Origin of the sequence: Neobacillus niacini, from assembly GCF_030817695.1 — a bacterium.
Lineage (GTDB): Bacteria > Bacillota > Bacilli > Bacillales > Cytobacillaceae > Neobacillus > Neobacillus niacini_F.
Genome location: NZ_JAUSZQ010000003.1, coordinates 353,505 through 373,925 on the forward strand (window position 1 = coordinate 353,505; position 20,421 = coordinate 373,925).

At 38.0% G+C, this 20,421-nt stretch carries 19 protein-coding genes; 15 read left to right on the forward strand and 4 right to left on the reverse strand.

Annotation, left to right across the window (positions count from 1 at the left end):
• Positions 1 to 2: 2 nt before the first annotated feature.
• The 3 genes from dapA (at position 3) to QFZ28_RS25235 (ending at position 4,076) form a co-directional block, all read left to right on the forward strand.
• Positions 3 to 896 (forward strand): 4-hydroxy-tetrahydrodipicolinate synthase, encoded by an 894-nt coding sequence (dapA, locus tag QFZ28_RS25225; protein WP_307197375.1) that lies wholly within the window; start codon positions 3 to 5, stop codon positions 894 to 896.
• 18 nt (positions 897 to 914) lie between these two features.
• Entirely contained in the window at positions 915 to 2,417 is a 1,503-nt protein-coding gene (locus QFZ28_RS25230; RefSeq protein WP_307197376.1) for an aldehyde dehydrogenase family protein, read from the forward strand.
• A gap of 156 nt (positions 2,418 to 2,573) precedes the next feature.
• The gene (locus QFZ28_RS25235) at positions 2,574 to 4,076 is read left to right on the forward strand and encodes an alanine/glycine:cation symporter family protein (protein ID WP_307197377.1); all 1,503 of its coding nucleotides are present in this window, start codon (positions 2,574 to 2,576) and stop codon (positions 4,074 to 4,076) included.
• Positions 4,077 to 4,775: 699 nt separating this feature from the next.
• Here the strand turns inward: QFZ28_RS25235 and QFZ28_RS25240 are convergent.
• The gene (locus QFZ28_RS25240; protein WP_307197378.1) at positions 4,776 to 5,228 is read right to left on the reverse strand and encodes a hypothetical protein; all 453 of its coding nucleotides are present in this window, start codon (positions 5,226 to 5,228) and stop codon (positions 4,776 to 4,778) included.
• A 102-nt stretch (positions 5,229 to 5,330) separates the two neighbouring features.
• A complete protein-coding gene (locus QFZ28_RS25245; protein WP_307197379.1) occupies positions 5,331 to 5,618 on the reverse strand; it encodes a hypothetical protein in 288 nt (95 codons plus the stop codon).
• A gap of 263 nt (positions 5,619 to 5,881) precedes the next feature.
• Between QFZ28_RS25245 and QFZ28_RS25250 the strand changes: the two genes are divergently transcribed.
• Together QFZ28_RS25250 and QFZ28_RS25255 are read left to right on the forward strand one after the other, a co-directional pair.
• Entirely contained in the window at positions 5,882 to 6,556 is a 675-nt protein-coding gene (locus tag QFZ28_RS25250; RefSeq protein ID WP_307197380.1) for a uracil-DNA glycosylase, read from the forward strand.
• A 185-nt stretch (positions 6,557 to 6,741) separates the two neighbouring features.
• Positions 6,742 to 7,113, forward strand: coding sequence for a phospholipase D-like domain-containing protein (locus QFZ28_RS25255; RefSeq protein WP_307197381.1), 372 nt, complete (start codon positions 6,742 to 6,744; stop codon positions 7,111 to 7,113).
• Positions 7,114 to 7,357: 244 nt separating this feature from the next.
• Here the strand turns inward: QFZ28_RS25255 and QFZ28_RS25260 are convergent, their stop codons facing one another.
• Complete coding sequence (locus QFZ28_RS25260; RefSeq protein WP_307197382.1) at positions 7,358 to 7,756, reverse strand: (deoxy)nucleoside triphosphate pyrophosphohydrolase; 399 nt, start codon at positions 7,754 to 7,756, stop codon at positions 7,358 to 7,360.
• Between the two features lie 196 nt (positions 7,757 to 7,952).
• Here QFZ28_RS25260 and QFZ28_RS25265 point away from each other — a divergent pair, with 196 nt between their 5' ends.
• From QFZ28_RS25265 to QFZ28_RS25275, 3 genes are all read left to right on the forward strand, one after another.
• Positions 7,953 to 8,255, forward strand: coding sequence for a hypothetical protein (locus tag QFZ28_RS25265; RefSeq protein WP_307197383.1), 303 nt, complete (start codon positions 7,953 to 7,955; stop codon positions 8,253 to 8,255).
• A 77-nt stretch (positions 8,256 to 8,332) separates the two neighbouring features.
• A complete protein-coding gene (locus QFZ28_RS25270; RefSeq protein ID WP_307197384.1) occupies positions 8,333 to 8,800 on the forward strand; it encodes a MazG nucleotide pyrophosphohydrolase domain-containing protein in 468 nt (155 codons plus the stop codon).
• Positions 8,801 to 8,886: 86 nt separating this feature from the next.
• Entirely contained in the window at positions 8,887 to 9,117 is a 231-nt protein-coding gene (locus QFZ28_RS25275; RefSeq protein WP_307197385.1) for an ankyrin repeat domain-containing protein, read from the forward strand.
• A gap of 94 nt (positions 9,118 to 9,211) precedes the next feature.
• On the opposite strand, the gene QFZ28_RS25280 is transcribed toward QFZ28_RS25275, so the two are convergent.
• The gene (locus QFZ28_RS25280; protein ID WP_307197386.1) at positions 9,212 to 9,874 is read right to left on the reverse strand and encodes a LytTR family DNA-binding domain-containing protein; all 663 of its coding nucleotides are present in this window, start codon (positions 9,872 to 9,874) and stop codon (positions 9,212 to 9,214) included.
• Positions 9,875 to 10,153: 279 nt separating this feature from the next.
• Here QFZ28_RS25280 and acsA point away from each other — a divergent pair, with 279 nt between their 5' ends.
• From acsA to QFZ28_RS25315, 7 genes are all read left to right on the forward strand, one after another.
• Positions 10,154 to 11,869, forward strand: coding sequence for an acetate--CoA ligase (gene acsA / locus QFZ28_RS25285; RefSeq protein ID WP_307197387.1), 1,716 nt, complete (start codon positions 10,154 to 10,156; stop codon positions 11,867 to 11,869).
• Between the two features lie 95 nt (positions 11,870 to 11,964).
• Complete coding sequence (locus QFZ28_RS25290; RefSeq protein ID WP_307197388.1) at positions 11,965 to 13,230, forward strand: L-lactate MFS transporter; 1,266 nt, start codon at positions 11,965 to 11,967, stop codon at positions 13,228 to 13,230.
• A 460-nt stretch (positions 13,231 to 13,690) separates the two neighbouring features.
• Positions 13,691 to 14,476, forward strand: coding sequence for a DUF4240 domain-containing protein (locus QFZ28_RS25295; RefSeq protein ID WP_307197389.1), 786 nt, complete (start codon positions 13,691 to 13,693; stop codon positions 14,474 to 14,476).
• Positions 14,477 to 14,594: 118 nt separating this feature from the next.
• Complete coding sequence (locus QFZ28_RS25300; RefSeq protein ID WP_307197390.1) at positions 14,595 to 15,830, forward strand: ABC transporter substrate-binding protein; 1,236 nt, start codon at positions 14,595 to 14,597, stop codon at positions 15,828 to 15,830.
• A gap of 17 nt (positions 15,831 to 15,847) precedes the next feature.
• Positions 15,848 to 17,602, forward strand: a complete 1,755-nt coding sequence (locus tag QFZ28_RS25305) for a cache domain-containing sensor histidine kinase (protein WP_307197391.1) — start codon at positions 15,848 to 15,850, stop codon at positions 17,600 to 17,602.
• A complete protein-coding gene (locus tag QFZ28_RS25310) occupies positions 17,603 to 18,790 on the forward strand; it encodes a response regulator transcription factor (RefSeq protein WP_307197392.1) in 1,188 nt (395 codons plus the stop codon).
• Between the two features lie 221 nt (positions 18,791 to 19,011).
• Complete coding sequence (locus tag QFZ28_RS25315) at positions 19,012 to 20,391, forward strand: ABC transporter substrate-binding protein (protein ID WP_307197393.1); 1,380 nt, start codon at positions 19,012 to 19,014, stop codon at positions 20,389 to 20,391.
• Positions 20,392 to 20,421 lie beyond the last annotated feature (30 nt).

The following is a 20,421-nucleotide window of genomic DNA, read 5'->3' on the forward strand; positions in this document are numbered from 1 at the left end:
CAATGACTACAATTAGAGGAGCTTATCCAGTATTAATTACGCCAATGACACAGGAGCAAGAAATCGATTGGGGTGGAGTAAAAAATAATGTTAATTACTTCGTGAACCAAGGTGTGGCAGGTATCGTAATCAATGGGAGTACTGGTGAATTTGTTAGTCTATCAAAAGAAGAAAAATTCCAAATGGTAGAAACCGTCATGAAGGAAGTAAACGGCCGCATCCCTGTTATTGTTGGTACTGCTGCTGAAACAACAAAAGAAACAATCGAGTATACTAAGCAGGCTGAAGCACATGGGGCTGATTGTTCCCTAATCATTAACCCTTATTACATGAAGCCGAAGGAAAATGAAATCTATCATCATTTCAAAGAAGTATCTAGTGCTGTTAATCTACCAATCATGTTTTATAACAACCCATTTACTTCTGGCGTTAATATGAGCACAGATTTAATGTTACAGATTGGTAAGGATTGTGAAAATGTGACTCACATTAAGGAATCAAGCGGTGAAATTGGCAAGGTAAGAGATCTTGCAAGAAAAGGCAAGGGAGACTTTGAAGTATTTTGCGGCGCTGAAGAACTTGTAATGGAGTCTTACTTAGTTGGAGCAACTGGCTGGATTTCTGTTGCAGGAAATATCGTGCCAAAACTTGTTACAGACATGTATAACCATTTCCAAAACGGTAAGTTAGAAGAAGCATGGGCAATCAATGATCGTATTTTACCGCTTTGTGCGTTCCTTGAAGGATCCGGAAAGTATGTGCAAATTGTGAAGAGAGCCATGGAATTAACTGGCCAGGCTGGAGGCCCTGCTCGTTACCCTCGTTTAGGTCTATCACCAGAGGAAGATCAAAAGCTAAAAGACCTTCTTGCAAGTTTAGAAACAGTAAATATCTAATAGTGAAGGAGAGAGAACATGCAAGCGACGAATTATATATTGAAACCAAAGGTGCAGGAATTTTTAGAAGGTGTAAAAGGACTATTTATAAATGGTAAATATGTTCCATCGATTGGAGGTAAAACGTTTTCCGTCGTTAATCCTGCAAATGAAGAGGTCATTGTGGAAGTAAGTGAAGCGGTAGAGGAAGATATCAATGTTGCAGTAGCTGCTGCAAGAAAGGCATTTGATGAGGGTGAATGGACAAAAATGGATGCGGCTGAGCGCTCTCATCTAATTTATAAATTTGCCGATCTCTTAGAAGAGAACCGAGAAGAGCTTGCTCAGCTGGAATCATTGGATAATGGAAAACCATATCATGTCGCTCTTGCCGACGACGTCGATGGAACCATTCAGCATTTTAGATACTATGCCGGATGGGCTACGAAAATATTTGGTAAGACAACTCAGATTTCAAAGGATTATGTAACCTATACTGTTCATGAGCCAGTTGGCGTTGTAGGTCAAATTATTCCATGGAACTTCCCGCTTGCCATGGCAGCATGGAAGCTCGGATCCGCACTTGCTGTTGGCTGTACGATTGTTATTAAGCCAGCAACTGAAACACCGTTATCTCTTCTATACGTAGGAAAGTTATTTAAAGAAGCTGGTTTTCCAGACGGTGTTGTGAATATTGTGCCAGGAACAGGAAGAATTGCAGGAGAAGCAATCATCACCCATAAAGATGTTGATAAAGTAGCATTTACTGGTTCAACGGCTGTCGGAAAAGAAGTCATGAAAAAGGCTGCAGATCAAATGAAAGGCGTTACGCTAGAGCTTGGCGGAAAATCACCAGCTATTATTTTAGAGGATGCCAATCTCGAAGAAGCAATTGAAGGGGCCTTTAACGGAACGATGTACAATCATGGGCAAAATTGTAGTGCTTGTACACGTGTATTTGTACAGCGAAACATTTATGGCCGTGTCGTAGAAGCTTTAGCAGAACGAGCAAATTCCCTGAAGGTTGGACCGGGTATGGATCCTGAAACAGAAATGGGCCCACTCGTTTCAGCTAAACAGCATCAAACTGTTCTTAGTTATATTGAACAAGGAAAAAAAGAAGGAGCACGTGTTGTGGCTGGCGGCGAAAAAGCCTTCGAAAAAGGATATTTTGTTCAGCCAACTATTTTTGCTGATGTAGAAGATCATATGGTGATTGCTCGTGAGGAAATATTTGGTCCAGTCATGTCGATTTTTGTTTTCGACACGATTGAAGAGGTAATTAAACGGGCAAACGATAGTGACTATGGCTTAGCTGCAAGTATCTGGACAGAAAGTATGAAAAAGGGCCATTACATTGCAAGCAAGCTGCAAGCAGGTACAGTCTGGATCAATGATTTTGGTCTTGAATGGGAAACAATGCCTTTCGGTGGCTACAAACAATCAGGAATCGGCCGCGAAATGGGTGGAGATTATGGCTTACAAAACTATACGGAAGTGAAAAGTGTATTTGTTAACATCAAGCAGGATGATTTATTATAAGGACAATGGGATAAATCTCGTTTACTAATCGGATGGGAGTGGGACAACGGGTCTGTCCCATGTCCCATTCCACACCCTTATTTTATCTGAAAATTGCTAATGTTGTGGATAAAACCAGAGATGGAAATAACTTGGAGTTTGCGGAGGGGGTTTAAGATGGAAGAATTGGTGAATAAAGCGTCGGGTATGGTTTGGAGTCTGGGATTAGTAGCGTTTGCACTTGGTGCTGGATTGTTCTTTTCCATAATAACGCGTTTTGTACAAATTAGATATTTTAAGGAAATGATTAAGCTTCTTTTTGATAAGGGTGAACCGGAATCTGGTGTGTCCTCTTTCCAGGCGTTTTGTATGGCTCTAGCCGGCCGGGTCGGTATTGGAAATATCGCCGGGGTTGCTACTGCGATTGCATTTGGCGGTCCGGGAGCGGTTTTCTGGATGTGGATCATGGCTTTATTAGGAGGAGCAAGTGCTTTTGTTGAATCGACTCTCGCTCAGGTCTATAAAGTAAAAGATGGTAACCAATACCGAGGCGGAACTCCTTATTTTATTGAAAAAGGTTTAAATATGAAGTGGTTCGGGGTGTTTGTTGCGATTGTCGTTACACTGTGTTATGGAATATTAGTTCCAGGTATTCAGGCTAACACGATTGCTGTTGGATTTGAAAACACAATGGGTCTCAATAAAAGCATTACCGGCCTTATCCTTGTTGCATTACTTGCCATCATTATTTTTGGCGGTGTTAAGCGAATCGCTTCTGTTGCGGATAAAGTTGTACCTTTTATGGCTTTAGGGTATGTGATTGTCACCTTCGTTCTTTTAATTGCTAATGCATCAGAAATTCCAGCAATGTTTGGGTTAATTATTTCAAGTGCATTTGGAGCAAATGAAATGTTTGGCGGTATGATCGGTGCAGCGATTGCATGGGGTGTTAAGAGAGCGGTATTTTCCAACGTTGCTGGTGTAGGGGAAGGAACCTATAGTTCAGCCGCTGCTGCTGTATCCCATCCAGCAAAACAAGGTCTTGTTCAAGCATTCTCTGTTTATATTGATACACTCGTTGTTTGTACAGCTACTGCACTTATGATTCTAATCACAGGCATGTACAGCGTTACGCCAGAAGGACAGCAGCCGATTGTTGACAAAATCCCAGGTGTTGAAGCTGGACCAATGTGGACACAGGCGGCTGTTGAAAGTGTTATCCCTGGATTTGGCAGTTTGTTTGTTGCTATTGCTATCTTCTTCTTTGCTTTTACAACTCTGATGGCTTATTACTATATTTCTGAAACAACCCTTTTTTACCTTGGTAGAAATAGAAATTTAAAAGGGTTTAAAGTAGGCTTAATGATTCTTTTCTTAGGAATGATCTACATTGGAAGTGTCGAAAACGCATCCCTACTATGGGCACTCGGTGACTTTGGTTTCGGAAGCATGGCCTGGCTTAACTTAGTCGCTATTCTATTACTAACTAAAACAGCCTTAAAAGTGTTTAAAGATTATGAAGAACAGAAGAAAGCAGGCATTGAACCAGTCTTCGACCCTATTAAACTCGGGATTAAAGGTGCTGATTTTTGGGAAGAGAAAGTGAAGGAAGGCAATTCAAAAGGTAAGAAGAAAATAGAAGGAAAGCAAGCGGAACCAGAGAACACTATCAATTTTTAATTTTAAAACCTACGGGTGGTGACAGCTTCGCTGGTGTAGCATGATTCTTATAATTTTTTGATTTGTTATTAACTCAACTTTCGGTCCGACCAAGCAAGGTTGCGCAATTTAGCAGGTGGAAATCCTGCTTGGTAAGACTTAGCCGAGTCGCCAATGCATGCTTTACAATGACTGTGCATAATCATTTAGCTTAATAACTCAATTCAATTAGAAAGCGGTTACAGGACAAATAGTAGATGAAAATGCGAACAGTGCCAGGCACTGTTCACAAAAGGAAGTGTATGACTCCCATTGCGTTAATGTGTAACGCAATGGGGGTCATGCGCCTTTTTTTGCATTAATGTCTTTGTAAGTAAAGTATGGAACTAAACTTTGATACTTAATTTAAGATCCTATTTTGAAGGGTGAATTTTATGGGAACTTATTATTTGTCTAGCCTTAAAATAGTGGTCTAATCCTCGACAAAAAATTCTTAAAAACAACCAAAATTTCGTTTAGTAAAAGGGTTTAAGCCAGTTTTAATCAAACGATTGATTAGAAGAATAGTTAGCAACCTTGTTATGAATTAAGTTAATGTGACCTAAATGGAACAAGGATTTGTATTTGTTAATATAATAAGCACGCTAATAAAAAGAGACAGCGGTAGAGCCATTTCAATTACGGATTGTAAAATCTTTTATTATTTTACTCCTATTAAGCTTAATTTCCGTACAGCCAATCATAGTACATAACTTCGCCTGTTTCGAGTACATAGCGCCAGGGCTTATTTTCATTCCTGATTTCAGACAATTGATTGAGATAGAGTTCTTTAAATTTGTTGGTTAAGATTCCATAAAAGAAGGCAATCGGTTTTACAACCAGTTTGGTAGATTTCAACTTACGGACTAGCTGCTTAAATGACTTAATAGCAATAGAGAGAACGTCCTCTGTGGTATGGTCACATTCAAATCGAAAAGCAGCGACTTGTACCATATGCCAGTAGTCATCGATGGTTTTCGCGTCAGTGAAAAAGTATTTTACAAGCTGAACAAATGCCTGTGGAACTTTATCACTAACAAAGGTGTGATCAATTTCAATCGGCGCTTCGTTACGTTTAGTATTCTTTTGATTATTTGTTTTTAAAAGATTATTAGTTTCTTTAGGCTGGTCCAATTTTTTCGCCTTGGGTGGTTCACTTTGTGGGAAACGATTAAAGCTGTAAAGATTGCTCGACTGTGAACCATTTTTTCGTTCAGTTTCATAGATGGTGAGGATTCATAAATCCTTCGCTTTGATGATCATCCGTTTAAAAGTAGAGCGGGAGATTCCATTACCTTGATAATCTTCATTAATCGCCTTTAGCAATGTACCAATCTTTGCATTACAAACCCCTGGAACCTTTGCAGAAAAACGAACTAGCCGTTTCAACCCGACCAATTCCCCCTTCGAGAAATCCTGCTTCTTCACCGCTAACCAAATCTCCACATGTGTATTAAACTCTTTCACACTTTTAAACTGAGAATACCCTTCAAACCCTTCAATTCTGCCAGATTTCAAATTCATAAAAATGCACCACCCTTTCTACCCTCTATATATGGAATTAGGGGGTAAAAGGACATGGTGGTATGCTAAAAATTGTTACAGAATTGTGTACTTCTTCGAATAGAAAAGAATCTTACAAATGTCGAACTAATTTTTGGTAGATTATAGGCATGCAACCCCATTCTTAATGCAAACATTGCTAGGCACTGTTTGATTTTTTTGGTGCAAAGTTTTTTTATATATTTATAATTAAATTAACAATCTAGAAAAGAGTGTGAAAGAGAATGGCAATTTTAAAAAATGATTGGGCGCCTTTATTGGAGGAGGAATTTGAGAAACCATATTATCAACAATTAAGGAAAAAACTACTGGAGGAATACCAAACAAAGGTCATATATCCTGATCAACAGGATATTTTTAATGCGCTGCACTATACTTCCTATAAAGATACGAAAGTAGTTATTATCGGCCAAGATCCTTATCATGGTCCTGGACAAGCTCATGGATTAAGTTTTTCTGTTAAACCGGGAGTGAAGATCCCTCCATCATTACGCAATATTTATAAAGAGGTTCAAGAGGATGTGGGTTGCTCTATTCCTAATCATGGTTACCTAGTAGAATGGGCCAAACAGGGGGTTTTGATGTTAAATGCAGTACTGACTGTGCAAGCTGGAAAGGCAAACTCTCATAAAGGTATCGGTTGGGAGTTGTTCACCAATAGAGTCATAGAAATATTGAATCAAAGGGAGACACCTGTCATATTCATCCTGTGGGGTAATTTCGCACAGCAAAAACAACATTTAATTACCTCCTCTCACCACTACATTATTAAATCCCCTCACCCGAGCCCATTTTCTGCCCATAATGGCTTCTTTGGCAGCCGGCCATTTTCCAAAGCCAATATGTTTTTGAGGGAAATAGGTAGCAGGGAAATTGATTGGCAAATAAATAATTTATAGATCTAATTTTCACCTTGTCCTCGAATTGAGGATCTTTTTATTTCTCCCCATATATTGTACAATTTTTATATATCCAAAAAATAACATTAACAAAGATAGTCAGGGGAAAGTCAATGGATACGGTCGAAAAGAAGTAAATTGTGAATTCCGATAAAGGGAATTTATTAAGAGAATTAGTGAGATCTATGAACGAGTGCGAGCGGTTCTATTTTAGTGTAGCCTTTATTAATTTTAGCGGCCTGCAGCTTTTGCTTGATCCCTTAAAAGAAGCGGAGGAAAAGGGAGTCAAAGGGAAAATCATTACGTCCACTTATCTTAATTTCACTGATGCAAAGGCATTAGAAAAGATTAGAGAGTTTACTAATGTGGATGTAAAGGTTTTTGTTACAGATAAAGAGATCGGGTTCCATACAAAAGCATACATTTTTGAGTATAAAGATAGCTATAAGGTGATTATTGGTTCCTCGAACATTACCCAAAGTGCTTTGAAGAGTAATATTGAATGGAATGTCGAAATCATCACTAAAGAGAATGGCCGATTTATCCAGGATGTTTAAAAGGAATATGATTATCTTTGGAGTATGAGTGAGGTTGCGGATCAAGATTTTATTAGTAGATATGAACGAAAGTATAAAGAGATTGATGGGAAGACGGAGCCCTATATTTATATCGGTAAAGGGAATTCAGTCAAGTTTGAAGGGGATAAGCCAATTACGGTATGGATGGAATTAGAGAATGAAGTACCGGCAAGTTTATATACAGAGTTTACAAAAAAAGGTTTAGTCTTCTCATGTGAGAAGACTATTTTTCTTGAATTAACTGCTCAACAGCGGGAATATCTGCTGGTGCCCACACGAGTGATTTAAGATTTTCTCTTTTTAACCAGATTAACTTGGAATGTTCACCCGGAGTTGGAGTACCTTCAACTACTTTGCATTTAATCGAAATTAAATTAATGATAAAGGTTTCGTATTCATGTGTGTTGTCGTTAAAGACTTCTTTTGTTGTTTCAATCTTGCAACCTAATTCCTCATCTATTTCTCTTTCAAGCGCTGAGTAAATATCTTCATTCGCTTCCACTTTCCCGCCTGGGAACTCCCACATATTAGGAATTGACATTTCTGGAGATCTAAGTGCACATAAGATTTCATTATTTTCATTTTCAATAATTGCAGCAACTACTTTTACAAGTTTTTTCATGATAGCCTCCTAATGATATCTATAATCATAATAATATCACTTTTTTAAATTAGATTCTTTTAACAGGATAATGGCTTGGACATAAATAAATTTAAATTTCATTCAAATATTCTACCGTGATGATTGTGGCCAGCATGTTTTTGCTATACTATTTAATAGTGAATATTTGGAAAATTATTAATGATAGGTGATTAAAATGCTGCGATGTTCTTGGTGTATGAAAAAGTTTAAGAATGCTAAACCAGTTTATGGGCTGAATGTAAAGTTTGTTGAAGAGAAGAAGATTTCTGATTCCGATGGAAGAATGGTACATATACATCTTGAGTCAAGAAATACAAGTGTTCCAATGATTGTTCCTGGTGAAAATTCTGAAGCAGATAAACAAGGGATGGATGGTATTTTTCCTATATGTAGTGAGAAGTGTGGAGATAAAATGGGAGAAGCATTATCTAAGGAAATCAGCACTATTCAAACAGTTAATAAAACAATTAAATTGTAATACGCCTAAGAGGTATCGATGATACTGCTAAGCTGCAGCTATGAAAAGCTATAACTAACCGAACGTTGATTTATCAAATGGACGTGTTGGTCAAAGGGATAGAAAAACTAATCAAACGTTTGATTAACAAATTTAGTGGTCAAATGACGGAAAGGACTATCATGAAAGAATTACAAACTTTTGCGAAACAGTATCAAGAAGAAATGGGATGGGAAATTTCTGAGGAGAGCTATGCTAAGAGTCGAGGCTCTCTTTTAAATAATTACATGCTGCTAACGACGGAGGTTGCCGAAGTTGCGGAGGAGCTGCGAAAGGCATTTAATCTAACGGCTTCCTATGTCGAAAAGGGTATGGACGAAGAACAGGCATTTGAATTAGCTAAGAATCAGATTAAAGAAAACATGGGCAAGGAGTTATCAGACTGTCTGGCTTACATGCTTAAATTTTATAATTATTTTGGAATCGATGTAGAAGAAAGCTTTTACACAAAAATGGAAGAAGTTAAAAATCGCAAGAACAAGGATAAAGTAAAGACAAAGATTTGAAATGTTCGTAATGGCCGAGTTTTATTTTGAAAATTATTCAAAATAATCTTGGTCATTTTTTTCTAAATTAGTGGAGGATGTAGGAATTGAGAGATCTGTCCAGGACTAAAGAATGGGGCCATCCTAACTTACCGGATAATTATGGTTACACACCATTAATGGGGGCTGTTTTTATGGAAAACAAAGAGATGGTGCAGTTACTATTAGAGGCAGGTGCAGATCCTAATTTTGAAAATGAGGAAGGGATGTCTGCTATTACCTATGCAGAGGATTCTGGCTACACCGAGCTCGTGGAACTGATGAACACCCAGGAATAACGCACGTACACACCTGCGAGAGGCGCATGAAATTTTTCATGTGCCTACTCTATTTATAGTACTTTTATGTAATTACTGCACTAGACACCACACCTCAAAATCCTAAGTTTTTTCGAACGTACTGAACGTAGCTCTGGCTTACCGGAAGGACGGTACCCTCTGATCCTTTTAATGTGACCTCTAAATTGGATATCAGGTCACGGGAGATGTGTTTAATCGAAGAAATATTTACGATATAAGAGCGATGAATTCGGATAAACGTGTCTGGTATTCGTTGTTCCAGTGTTTTAAGAGGGAATTTTGAATTATAACAGCCATCCTCTGTATAAATGAAAGTTTTTTTTTCTTTACTTTCTATATATATCACCTGTTCAATAGAGATCGGAATCCACAGGTCATCTTTTCTACCGATGATAAAAGAAAGCGGTTTGTGCTTTTTAAACGAATATTCCGGCGGCAGAATAACGGTTAAAGCCCCGCTAAAACCTGTTTCTGCATCCTCAAGCGGGTAACCAACTCCATAATAAGGAATACCAAAAACGGATTCATCAACCATCGATTCAACTCGACGTTTCTGTGAATACACACGCTCCGTAATACTCCCCAAAGGAACAGGCTGACCTTGCCTAATTTGAATATCATGACTCCCGGGGATGTACGATACATACTTATCTCCACCTGCAATTGCGATAGAAGCCTCTGCTGGAACCCAATCTTCAATGAACTTCGAAAATTGATGAACAACATTTCTTGCCATGGTTTCTCTTCCCCCATTTCAAAATATCTATTTATTTTTTGTTTTATCGCATGTATTTGTATTCTGTCATGGAATATTATGGTTTGTCACTTTTTTGTCACAAAGTAATCAATCTACTATATATTTTTAGAATAGATAGAATTATTGGAATATTGAGGAAGCATTTTATAACAGTGTTACTAATATTTCCCTGTATCACTTTTTTATTATACAACGAGAATGAAAGCGCTTCAAATTACACAATAAAAACCAATAAAATTTCTGAGGAGGATATTCAAAATGACAACACAAACTCTTTCTGCAAAAACGGATCATTACAACTTAAAAAATTATGATGAAGTGTACAACTCATTCCAATGGTCTCAAGTAGAACAAAATTTTTCTTGGCACGCAACCGGCCTTGTTAACATCGCGCATGAAGCCATCGACCGCCACGCCAAGACAGAAAAAGCCAACAAAGTGGCTCTCTATTATTCAGATCAATACAGAAAAGAACAATATACGTTTAAAGAAATGAAAGATTACTCGAATAAAGCTGGAAATGTTTTAAAAAATATTGGCGTAAACAAAGGTAATCGAGTGTTCATCTTTATGCCTCGCTCTCCAGAACTCTATTTCGTTTTACTAGGAACAATAAAGCTTGGTGCCATTGCTGGGCCATTATTTGAAGCTTTTATGGAAGGGGCTGTAAAGGATCGCCTTGAAGACAGCAGCGCAAAAGTCCTTGTCACAACCTCTGAATTGCTCAAACGTGTCCCAGTTAACGAACTTCCTAATCTTGAGAAAGTTGTTATCGTTGGAGAAGATGTGAAAGAAGATGAAACGTACATAGATTTTACTAAAAACTTTGAACAAGCAAGCGCTACGCTCGATGTTAAATGGGTTGACCGTGAAGATGGAATGATCCTTCATTATACATCCGGTTCAACAGGAAAGCCTAAAGGCGTTTTACACGTACACAACGCGATGATCCAACATTACCAAACTGCTAAATGGGTCCTCGATCTAAAAGACGATGATGTCTACTGGTGTACCGCCGACCCGGGCTGGGTAACAGGAACCACTTATGGAGTTTTTGCGCCTTGGCTTGCGGGTGTGTCAAACGTCATCCGTGGTGGACGATTTAGCCCCTCTGATTGGTATCAGACTCTCGAAAATTATAACGTAACCGTATGGTATAGTGCTCCGACAGCTTTCCGAATGTTAATGGGAGCTGGAGATGAACTTATTAAAAACTACAATCTTTCTTCATTGCGACATGTCGTTAGTGTAGGTGAGCCGCTAAATCCTGAAGTAATCCGCTGGGGAATAAAAGTCACGAACTTGAGAATCCATGATACATGGTGGATGACAGAAACGGGATCTCAGCTCATTTGTAACTATCCTTCCATGGAAATGAAACCAGGTTCCATGGGCAAACCAATTCCAGGGGTCGAAGCTGCGATTGTCGATGACGAAGGGAACGTCCTGCCTCCAAACCGAATGGGCAATCTAGCGATCAAAAAAGGCTGGCCATCAATGATGAGAGCAATCTGGAATAACATGGAGAAATATGAATCCTATTTTCTTGCAGGAGATTGGTATGTTTCGGGAGACTCGGCCTACATGGATGAAGAGGGATATTTCTGGTTCCAAGGACGTATCGACGATGTAATCATGACATCAGGTGAACGTGTCGGACCTTTTGAAATCGAAAGCAAACTTCTTGAACATCCAGCTATAGCTGAGGCTGGGGTCATTGGAAAACCAGATCCTGTACGCGGGGAAATTATTAAAGCATTTATTGCGTTACGAGACGGATATGAGCAAAGCGCTGAACTTCAAGAAGATATCCGTAACTTTGTAAAAAAAGGATTGGCTGCACATGCTGCTCCAAGAGAAATTGAATTTAAAGATAAATTGCCAAAAACGAGAAGCGGTAAAATTATGAGAAGAGTGTTAAAGGCTTGGGAGCTGGACCTTCCGACAGGTGATTTATCTACAATGGAAGACTAGTAGGAATCTGTGGCTGCTCATGAATGGATAGGTCCACCCTTCTATTCGTGAGCCGAGATGTTTAAAAACTACCATATAATCAAAGGAGGAAATACATGAAAACTAGTAAAAACAGGTGGTTGATCGCTTTATCGGCAATTGCGATCCACCTTTCCATTGGTGCTGCATACGCATACAGTGTCTATACAAATCCCATTCATGAGGCAATGGGCTGGTCAAAGACAGGAATTACGTTATCCTTTACGATTATGATGGCGCTCGCAGGGATCGCAGCAGCTTTCTTTGGCAATTTTGTTGAACGCAATGGTCCAAGAAAATCAGCGATCCTTGCAGCGATACTTTTTGGAGCTGGCCAAGCTGGTGCCGGTGTTGCCGTTGCGGTCGATTCACTCGTTCTTTTCCTTCTTACCTATGGATTAGCAAGTGGGTTAGGAATGGGTCTTGGCTACATCTCACCAGTGTCGACACTCGTTAAATGGTTCCCTGACCGTAGAGGGTTAGCAACTGGTATGGCCGTCCTGGGCTTTGGTACGGGAGCTATGATTACAGCTCCGGTGGCAGCTAGCCTCATGGAATCGATCGGCATTCAAATGAATTTTTATATTTTAGGGATCAGTTATTTTGTACTTATGGTACTAGGCGCTTCCTATATCGCACCCCCGCCTAAAGGCTGGATGCCACATGGGTTGAAAAAAGATATTGCAGCTGGTAAAAAAGTCGTTAAAAAAGATTTGTCTCAATTAACTGCAAAACAAGCTGTGAAAACAAAGCGTTTTTGGATGCTATGGACAATGATGCTTATTAATACTACCGCTGGTATTATGATGATTTCTGTCGCTTCTCCTATGGCTCAAGAAGTAGTTGGATTATCAGCAGCTGGAGCAGCTGCGATGGTAGGGGTCATGGGAATTTTTAACGGCGGCGGAAGACTTGGCTGGGCAGCCATTTCCGATTATATCGGCCGAAATACTGTATTCATGACGTTCTTTATCCTGCAGTTAATCGCTTTTTTAACACTTCCGAATACAACAAATGTATTATTGTTCCAAGCACTAATTTTAATTGTTGTGAGCTGTTATGGCGGCGGCTTCTCAAACCTCCCTGCATTCATCGGAGATTTATTCGGAACCAAGCAGCTTGGTGCCATTCATGGCTATTTATTAACAACATGGTCGTTAGGCGGTATTTTAGGTCCACTATTAGTATCACAAATTAGAGAAAGAACAGAAAGCTACATCCCAGTCTTCTATGTATTTACAGCATTAATTATTGTCGCATTCCTTGTCTCGATCTTACTTCGATTAGACATTAAAAAATTCGAAATAGAGGCCAAACAAAAACAACAACAAGGAATTGCTTAACATCGCGGTGCCTGTGCGTTGCAATCCCAAAAGTAGACATTATAAATATGGAAATACAGCTAAAGAACTAGAGCCTGAAGGTTTTAGTTCTTTCTGTTTTATTCGCCCGACCGATATGTCTCAGACTATAATAAGGTCGCTATAAGAGCAACACTAGAGGTGATTAAAATACTTCGATGTTCTTGCTAATAACACAATTAAATTGTAATAAGCCTAAGTGGTATCGATGATATTACTAAGCTGCAGCTAGGAAAAGCTTACAACTAATCGAACGTTGATTAAACGGTGGAAGCATTGGTATATAGGGATAGAAAATACTAATCAAACGTTTAATTAAATCGGGTGGTAAACTAATCAAACGATTGATTAAGAGGCGGGAAGCCATCGCACATCTGGTTTCTAAAACTAATCAAACGTTTGATTAACAAATAGATAGAAAAGTATTTAGGAGTGAATTGCTTTGGAAACTCTATTAGTCTATAACAATGGTACATTTAATAAATTCTGGAAATTATCCGTTAAGGGAAAATCATTTACAGTTACGTATGGGAAGATTGGTACTGTAGGGGCAGTGAAAACAAAAGAGTTTCACTCTGTAGAAGCCTGCCAAAACGAAAGTGAAAAGCTAATTAAATCCAAATTAAAGAAAGGATATATAGTAGCAGAGGCGACCTGCCAGCTAATAAAGGAAAGCGAAATGACTGAGACTCTGTTTTGGGAATTGCTGGAGATGTGCAAGCAAAATGGAGAAGATATTGATGAGCAAATGGAGTGGTTAGTGACTCATCTGTCAAAGAGACCTGTAAAAGACATTATTATGTTTAATTCTATATTCAATCAGTATTACCGTAAGTCGTACACCTCCAGTTTGTGGGCAGCTGGTTATATCGTTATGGGAGGCTGTTCAGATGATTGCTTTGATTATTTTAGAGCATGGGCACTCTACATTGGAAAAGAGGAGTACGAAGCTGCCATAGAAAATCCTGAAACACTCCTTCCCTACTTCAAGCTGTTGGAAGAGCAAGATAAAATTCCCCAATTAGAAGAATTGTCATCTATAGCAAGTTTGGCATACGAAGAGAAAACGGGCCATGATGATGAGGAGTATTACAAGTTATATACTCATTTGGCAAAAGATGATTATGTATTACCTGAACTTGAATTGGATTGGAATGAAGAGGATGAAGAGGGGCTAAGTAAAAGGTTTCCTAGGTTGTGGAAAGCGTATAGTGAAAATCCATTATAAATATTTTATTTAAGGATAGCTGAAATTGGAAAAAGGAGATATTGGTTAGCAAAACAGTGAGATTTATAGTATATAATGGATAGACAAAATATTAGTCAGAAATTATATAGGAGGGTATATGAAGCGATTTCTTTCTATCAGTCCCATTCTTATTATTCTCTTGTTAGCCGGATGTACAGGAAATGAATTAGATCAATCTCTCCTAGAAGAAGATAAGATTGAACTAGAATTTTTTTCACCGAAACCTGAAACAGAAGTGGTCTTTAATGAACTTATTCAAGAGTTTGAAAAGCTGCATCCTAACGTTACGATTAATCAGGTCATTGTACCTGAACCGATGACAGTGTTAAAAGCAAGAATTGCAAGAGGTGATATTCCAGATCTTTTTATTACTTATCCGATTGAACAAGATTATAAAGTAAGAGCTGAAAAAGGTTATCTGCTTGATTTATCAAATGAACCCTTCATTAAAAATATCCAACCCACTATCCAAAATCGTTATCTTATAAATGGAAAGATGTACGGTGCTGCCTTAACGCAAAATGCGGTAGGAGTTCTATATAATAAGGATCATTTCGAGGAATTAAATTTATCTGTTCCTAACAGTTGGAATTCGTTTGTTCAAGTTTTGGGAGAGTTAAAGTCTAATGGAAAAACAGCTTTAGTCATGCCTAACAAAGATGTGAACCAGGCGAGTATTTTTAATCTAAACTTAGTCGCAAATGAATTCGAAACGAGTTATTGGGAAAAGGATGAGTTTTCAATTGTATCTGATCCAAGGTGGAGAAAAATATTAGAAAAAACCCTTACAGTGCTGTCATATGTGCAGCCAAACTCTTTTGAAGACAGCTATTATGATGTAAATAAAAAATTTGCAAACGGTGAAGGTTCTATGTACATTATGGGAACATGGGCGTTAACGATGATCGAAAAGTCGAATCCTTATTTAAATTATGGCATTTTTCCGTTTCCAGTATCGAATCAAACGGATCAAAATGTATTGGGTGGAGTTGATATCGGCTTTGCCATTTCAGCTGATACGAAACATCCTGAAGAAGCGAAAGCGTTTTTATCGTTTTTAATAAAAAAGGAAAATGCCCAAAGAATTTCCAGTTTTGAAGGTTCGATTAGTGCTGTTAAAGGGGTTACAAACACCCATAAAGAAGGTCATTTAATAAGAGCAAAAATTGCAAGCGGGCAAGTGGTAAATTGGCCAAATCATTACTGGGCAGGAGGGACTGCTGCAGAATCCGAGTTTCGAAAGCATACGGCACAGTTTTACTATGATCAAAATATGGATGTTTATCTTAAGAATCTAGAAAAGATGTTTAACCGCTATTCGAATGCTAAATAAAAGAATTAGGTGCCGTTATGTTAAAATTTCAGCATAAGGTAATTATAGCCTTTATCTGTTTTGTATTAATTCCGATTATTATACTAGGGGTTGTTTCTTACAAAATTTCATCCACCACATTACAAAAAAATATTAGTGAGCAAATGATTCAAACTTTAAAGGCGGTTGATCGAAATTTATTAGCTGCTGTTTCTGAAGTGAATTCCTTTTCTGATTATGTTGTTTCATCGAGTGCTATTCAGAACTATTTAAATACACAAAATACGTCCTCGATTTATGAATTCTACAGCGATCAGCAGGAAATCGCCGGAAAGATGTATGGAAATTCACAGATTGATAATCTCGTTCTTTTTACACTTGATGGGAATGTGATTACTTATACCGACGATAAGGTTACGAGCTTAGATGCCCTTCGCTCAAGTTTGTTTTTGGATGAGGTATTACAGCAGAAAGGTCGTCCGGTTTGGTTAACTCCATATGAAAATCAAAACCTTTTTTTTAGTCAGGATTATATTCTAACTCAATCAAGAGTCATAAAGGATATTAACACGCTTGATAATTTAGGGTATTTAATACTGCATGTAAAACTAGATTTATTTGATCCCATTTTTAAAAATATTTATGGAGGTCCCAGCCATGAATTGATTGTAAATAAAGAGGGAATTGTGCTTTATTCATTAAACCGGAATTTCATTGGTAAAAGTCTGGACATTCAAAGTTTTTCTGATTTTCCAACCAATAAAAGTGGTTACCTTACTGATGTATGGGACGATGAAAAAAGTTTGATTACTTATATACCGTCTAGTTTTGAAACGGGTGGTAACTCACAGCTCTTCCTAGTTTCAATAAAGCCTTGGAAAACTATTGCCAGTGATATCGTCAATATCCGAAACACCATGTTAGTCGTTGTTGGGTTTACGGTGTTAACTGCGGGTATATTTAATTTATTGTATTTAAAAAGAATTTCTCGTTTTATTCATGAACTGTTAATAAGGATGAAGCAAGTTGAAAGTGGCAGGCTCAGCAAACGAATGGGAAGATTTAATTTTCAAGAATTACAAAACATTTCGCAGGGCTTTAATAACATGATCGGAAAACTTCAACAATTGATGAGCGACATTGAGACTGAACAGGAACGCAAGCGAGAGGCTCAGTTTAGAGTGCTGCAGCAGCAAATCAATCCTCATTTTTTATACAATACCCTTGAATCAATTAATGCACTGGCTGCTTCAAATGGGCAAAGGGAAATTAGTAAAATGACGATTAACCTCGGTAAGCTGCTGCGCATTAGCATTAATGGTGGATATGAAGTGAAAGTAAAAGATGAGATCCGTCATGTAATCAGCTATCTGGAAATACAGAAAATAAGATTTGATAATCGTTTTTCTTTCGAAGTAGATGTAGAGGAAGAACTGAATAATTATCCGGTCCTTAAACTAATTCTGCAGCCGCTCGTAGAAAATGTATTAATCCATGCGTTTTCAAACAGAGATGATGAAGAAGGGCTGATTAAGATTAGAGGTACGGTTTCAAACGGCCATGGCGAGTTTTGGATTGAAGACAATGGTAAGGGTATTGATGGACGTGTACTAATGGAATTAAATAAGTGGAAACTAGAAAATCATCATACTCAAACAAGTAATGGTCACGGTGTACGCAATGTTGATGAGCGGATAAGACTTTTTTATGGAGAGAAATATGGTCTCATCATTTGTTCGGCGAAAAATGAGGGTACATTAATTAAAATTTCATTTCCGATTAAAGGTGGTTAAATGGGATATAAAGTAGTAATTGCGGATGACGAAAAGTTAATCTTAAAAAATCTTGCACAAATCATCGATTGGCAGGGATTAGACTGTGAAATCATTGGGACAGCTCAAAATGGACAAGAAGTCATGGGGATCATCGAAAATCAACAAGCAGATCTTCTATTAACAGATATTTCAATGCCTGAAATGAGCGGGATTGAACTGTTAAAGACATTAAATCAGATCGATAATAAGCCAATGGTTATTTTAATAAGCGGTTATGATGATTTTGAATATGCAAAAGAAGCAATTAAAAATAACGCGTTCGACTATATTTTAAAGCCGATTGATTATGACGAATTGGAAGATTGCGTTAAAAGAGCGCTTAACAAATTAAAAGAGCAAAAGGTAAGTGTTTATCGACATGAGAAAAATGCAATCTATGAGCTGATTACATCAGGGAAAGTGGACGCTCAAATCAACAACAAGCAAGCTTTTTATTTCTCAATGATCCTAAAAAACTATAAGGAAGATATCGAATTAATTCTTACAAAAAGTAAAGACTTCCTTTCTAAGTGGAATGCGAACCTATTTGTTTACACGCTGTCAGATAGAGAAGTGATGGTAGTCGTTGAAATGGCAAAACACTTCATCAATCAAGCAGTGGATATTACGGATGCATTTTCACAGCAGCTTTTTCATGCAGGCTCTGATCAGTGCATCATCTCGGTTGGTAAAGTCGTTGAGCAGTTATTTGAAATAAAGCATTCCGTTGATGCTGCCAAGGAATTACTAAAATATGATAACTATATAACCGGCAATATTCTGACAGAAGAGCGGCTAAAGAAGGAATATAAGCCCAGCCAATCAGCTGCAGATATGATGGAAGAGGCGCTCGACTATATCCGAAATAACTTTCAAACAGATCTTGGTATGGAACAGATTGCCGAACATGTAGGATTAAGTGTTAGCTATTTTAGCCTGCTTTTTAAACAAAAAACCGGTCTTACCTTTCTCGATTATTTAACAAATGTCAGAATGGAATATGCATGCCTTTTCCTGCAAAATACAGATCTTAAAACATATGAAATTGCCGAAAAAGTCGGCTATACCGATCAGCGCTACTTCAGCCAAGTATTTAAAAGGAAAATGAAAAAAACACCAAGTGAATATCGTAAACTAGTAAAAAATAATGAAGCCTCTCCCTACTAGGTGATGAGGCTTTTTTGTTTATTGCCTTGTGCTTGTTGCTGATAAGCGGGCACCTTACTCTTTTCTTTTTCAATAATAAGAATTTAAACATTTTTTAGAAAAATGCCGCATTTCGAAGGCGCTTTAATTACCTTATCATTAGCTTATGAAAGCGCTAAACTAACTCACAATTCAACAATGAAAGCGCTTGATAAGATATTAAGAGAACAAGGGGGAGAAGTATGAAAAAGTTAATGTTGTTTGTTTCAATACTGTCTTTAGTCTTTTCGTTAGTAGCATGTAGTTCTGACAAAACTAGCAGCAGTGACAAAATTGTAGTTTGGACACAAGCCGCAGCAGATCATCCAGAAGGAAAGATGTTTGCTGACCGGGTAAAGAGCTACAATGAGGCTCATCCAGATGGACCTAAAGTCGAAATACAAAACATCACACGTGCAGGAGCTGGTTCAGGCTATATAGATAAGCTGAATGCAGCAATTACAGCAAATGACATGCCTGATATTTTCACATTAGACGGACCTGATATTGGGGCTTACGTTGATTCAGGATTACTTGGTGAACTAGATGAATACATGAGCGAAGGATTCAAAGATGGATTCACGCAAGCGATTATCGACCAAGGAACAGTGGACGGAAAATTCTATGGAATGGGTTATTCAGACTCAGGCGTAGCTATCATGTATAACGAAGACATGATCAATGCATTACCTGAAGATGTAAAAGCATTAGTTCCTTCACTTGATCAAGACTGGACATGGGATCAATTTATTGAGTTATCAAGAAAAGTGGACGAGTTCGCAAAAACGACGGATGATCCAGCGTTTGCAAATTATGAAATGGCTGTAAGTTTATTACTAACAGACATTCCTGCAGGTGCCTATGAATTAGGAACATACTACTTCACACCACTTCTTTGGGGAAATGATGCAAACATTGTCGCTGAAGATGGTGTAACAGTTGATGGCGTATTAAACAGTGACAAAAGTGTAGAAGCATTAACAAAGTATGCACAATTATTTGCTGAACCAGCACTTGCTAGTGCGACAGAATCCGAAAAAACATTCCATACAGGAAAATCAGCACTATCTGTTAGCGGATTCTGGTATGTAAATGAGCTTATCAATAATTATCCTGACTTAAAATTCAAAACGGTTCGTTATCCAAAAATGAGTGAAAACTTGAACGGGTTATACACACCATCAGGATCTTGGGCATTTGTTCGTAACGGACAAGAAGAAGACGAAGATCGCATCAAGCAAATCGTTGAAGTCATGGAATGGTTAACTAACGACGAAGCATCAAAGGAATATTTTGCTAAAAACGGTTCTATTCCAACAAGAATCAATTCCGTGGATGCAATTGATACAAATACTGACAACCCATATCACAACGATGCATGGTCAGTATTAAAGTATCAAGTGGAAAATACAAACAAATCTCGTCCTGTATCCCCAGGATATCCTTATCTTTCTGAAACCTTTGCAAAAGACGTCATTCTTAAAATCGCTCAAAACAAAGCGACAGATGAAGCAACAATCAAGAAATATTTAGACGATGCAGCGAAGAAAATTGAATTAGAATTTGCAAAGTACAAAAAATAATCGTTTGTAAAAGTAAGAGGTGAGGCGAGG

Coding starts and splice junctions, on each gene's coding strand:
- dapA (WP_307197375.1), top strand. CDS start 3: ATGACTACAATTAGAGGAGCTTATCCAGTATTAATTACGCCAATGACA.
- QFZ28_RS25230 (WP_307197376.1), top strand. CDS start 915: ATGCAAGCGACGAATTATATATTGAAACCAAAGGTGCAGGAATTTTTA.
- QFZ28_RS25235 (WP_307197377.1), top strand. CDS start 2,574: ATGGAAGAATTGGTGAATAAAGCGTCGGGTATGGTTTGGAGTCTGGGA.
- QFZ28_RS25245 (WP_307197379.1), bottom strand. CDS start 5,618: ATGAATTTGAAATCTGGCAGAATTGAAGGGTTTGAAGGGTATTCTCAG.
- QFZ28_RS25250 (WP_307197380.1), top strand. CDS start 5,882: ATGGCAATTTTAAAAAATGATTGGGCGCCTTTATTGGAGGAGGAATTT.
- QFZ28_RS25255 (WP_307197381.1), top strand. CDS start 6,742: ATGAACGAGTGCGAGCGGTTCTATTTTAGTGTAGCCTTTATTAATTTT.
- QFZ28_RS25260 (WP_307197382.1), bottom strand. CDS start 7,756: ATGAAAAAACTTGTAAAAGTAGTTGCTGCAATTATTGAAAATGAAAAT.
- QFZ28_RS25265 (WP_307197383.1), top strand. CDS start 7,953: ATGCTGCGATGTTCTTGGTGTATGAAAAAGTTTAAGAATGCTAAACCA.
- QFZ28_RS25270 (WP_307197384.1), top strand. CDS start 8,333: ATGGACGTGTTGGTCAAAGGGATAGAAAAACTAATCAAACGTTTGATT.
- QFZ28_RS25280 (WP_307197386.1), bottom strand. CDS start 9,874: ATGGCAAGAAATGTTGTTCATCAATTTTCGAAGTTCATTGAAGATTGG.
- acsA (WP_307197387.1), top strand. CDS start 10,154: ATGACAACACAAACTCTTTCTGCAAAAACGGATCATTACAACTTAAAA.
- QFZ28_RS25290 (WP_307197388.1), top strand. CDS start 11,965: ATGAAAACTAGTAAAAACAGGTGGTTGATCGCTTTATCGGCAATTGCG.
- QFZ28_RS25300 (WP_307197390.1), top strand. CDS start 14,595: ATGAAGCGATTTCTTTCTATCAGTCCCATTCTTATTATTCTCTTGTTA.
- QFZ28_RS25305 (WP_307197391.1), top strand. CDS start 15,848: ATGTTAAAATTTCAGCATAAGGTAATTATAGCCTTTATCTGTTTTGTA.
- QFZ28_RS25310 (WP_307197392.1), top strand. CDS start 17,603: ATGGGATATAAAGTAGTAATTGCGGATGACGAAAAGTTAATCTTAAAA.
- QFZ28_RS25315 (WP_307197393.1), top strand. CDS start 19,012: ATGAAAAAGTTAATGTTGTTTGTTTCAATACTGTCTTTAGTCTTTTCG.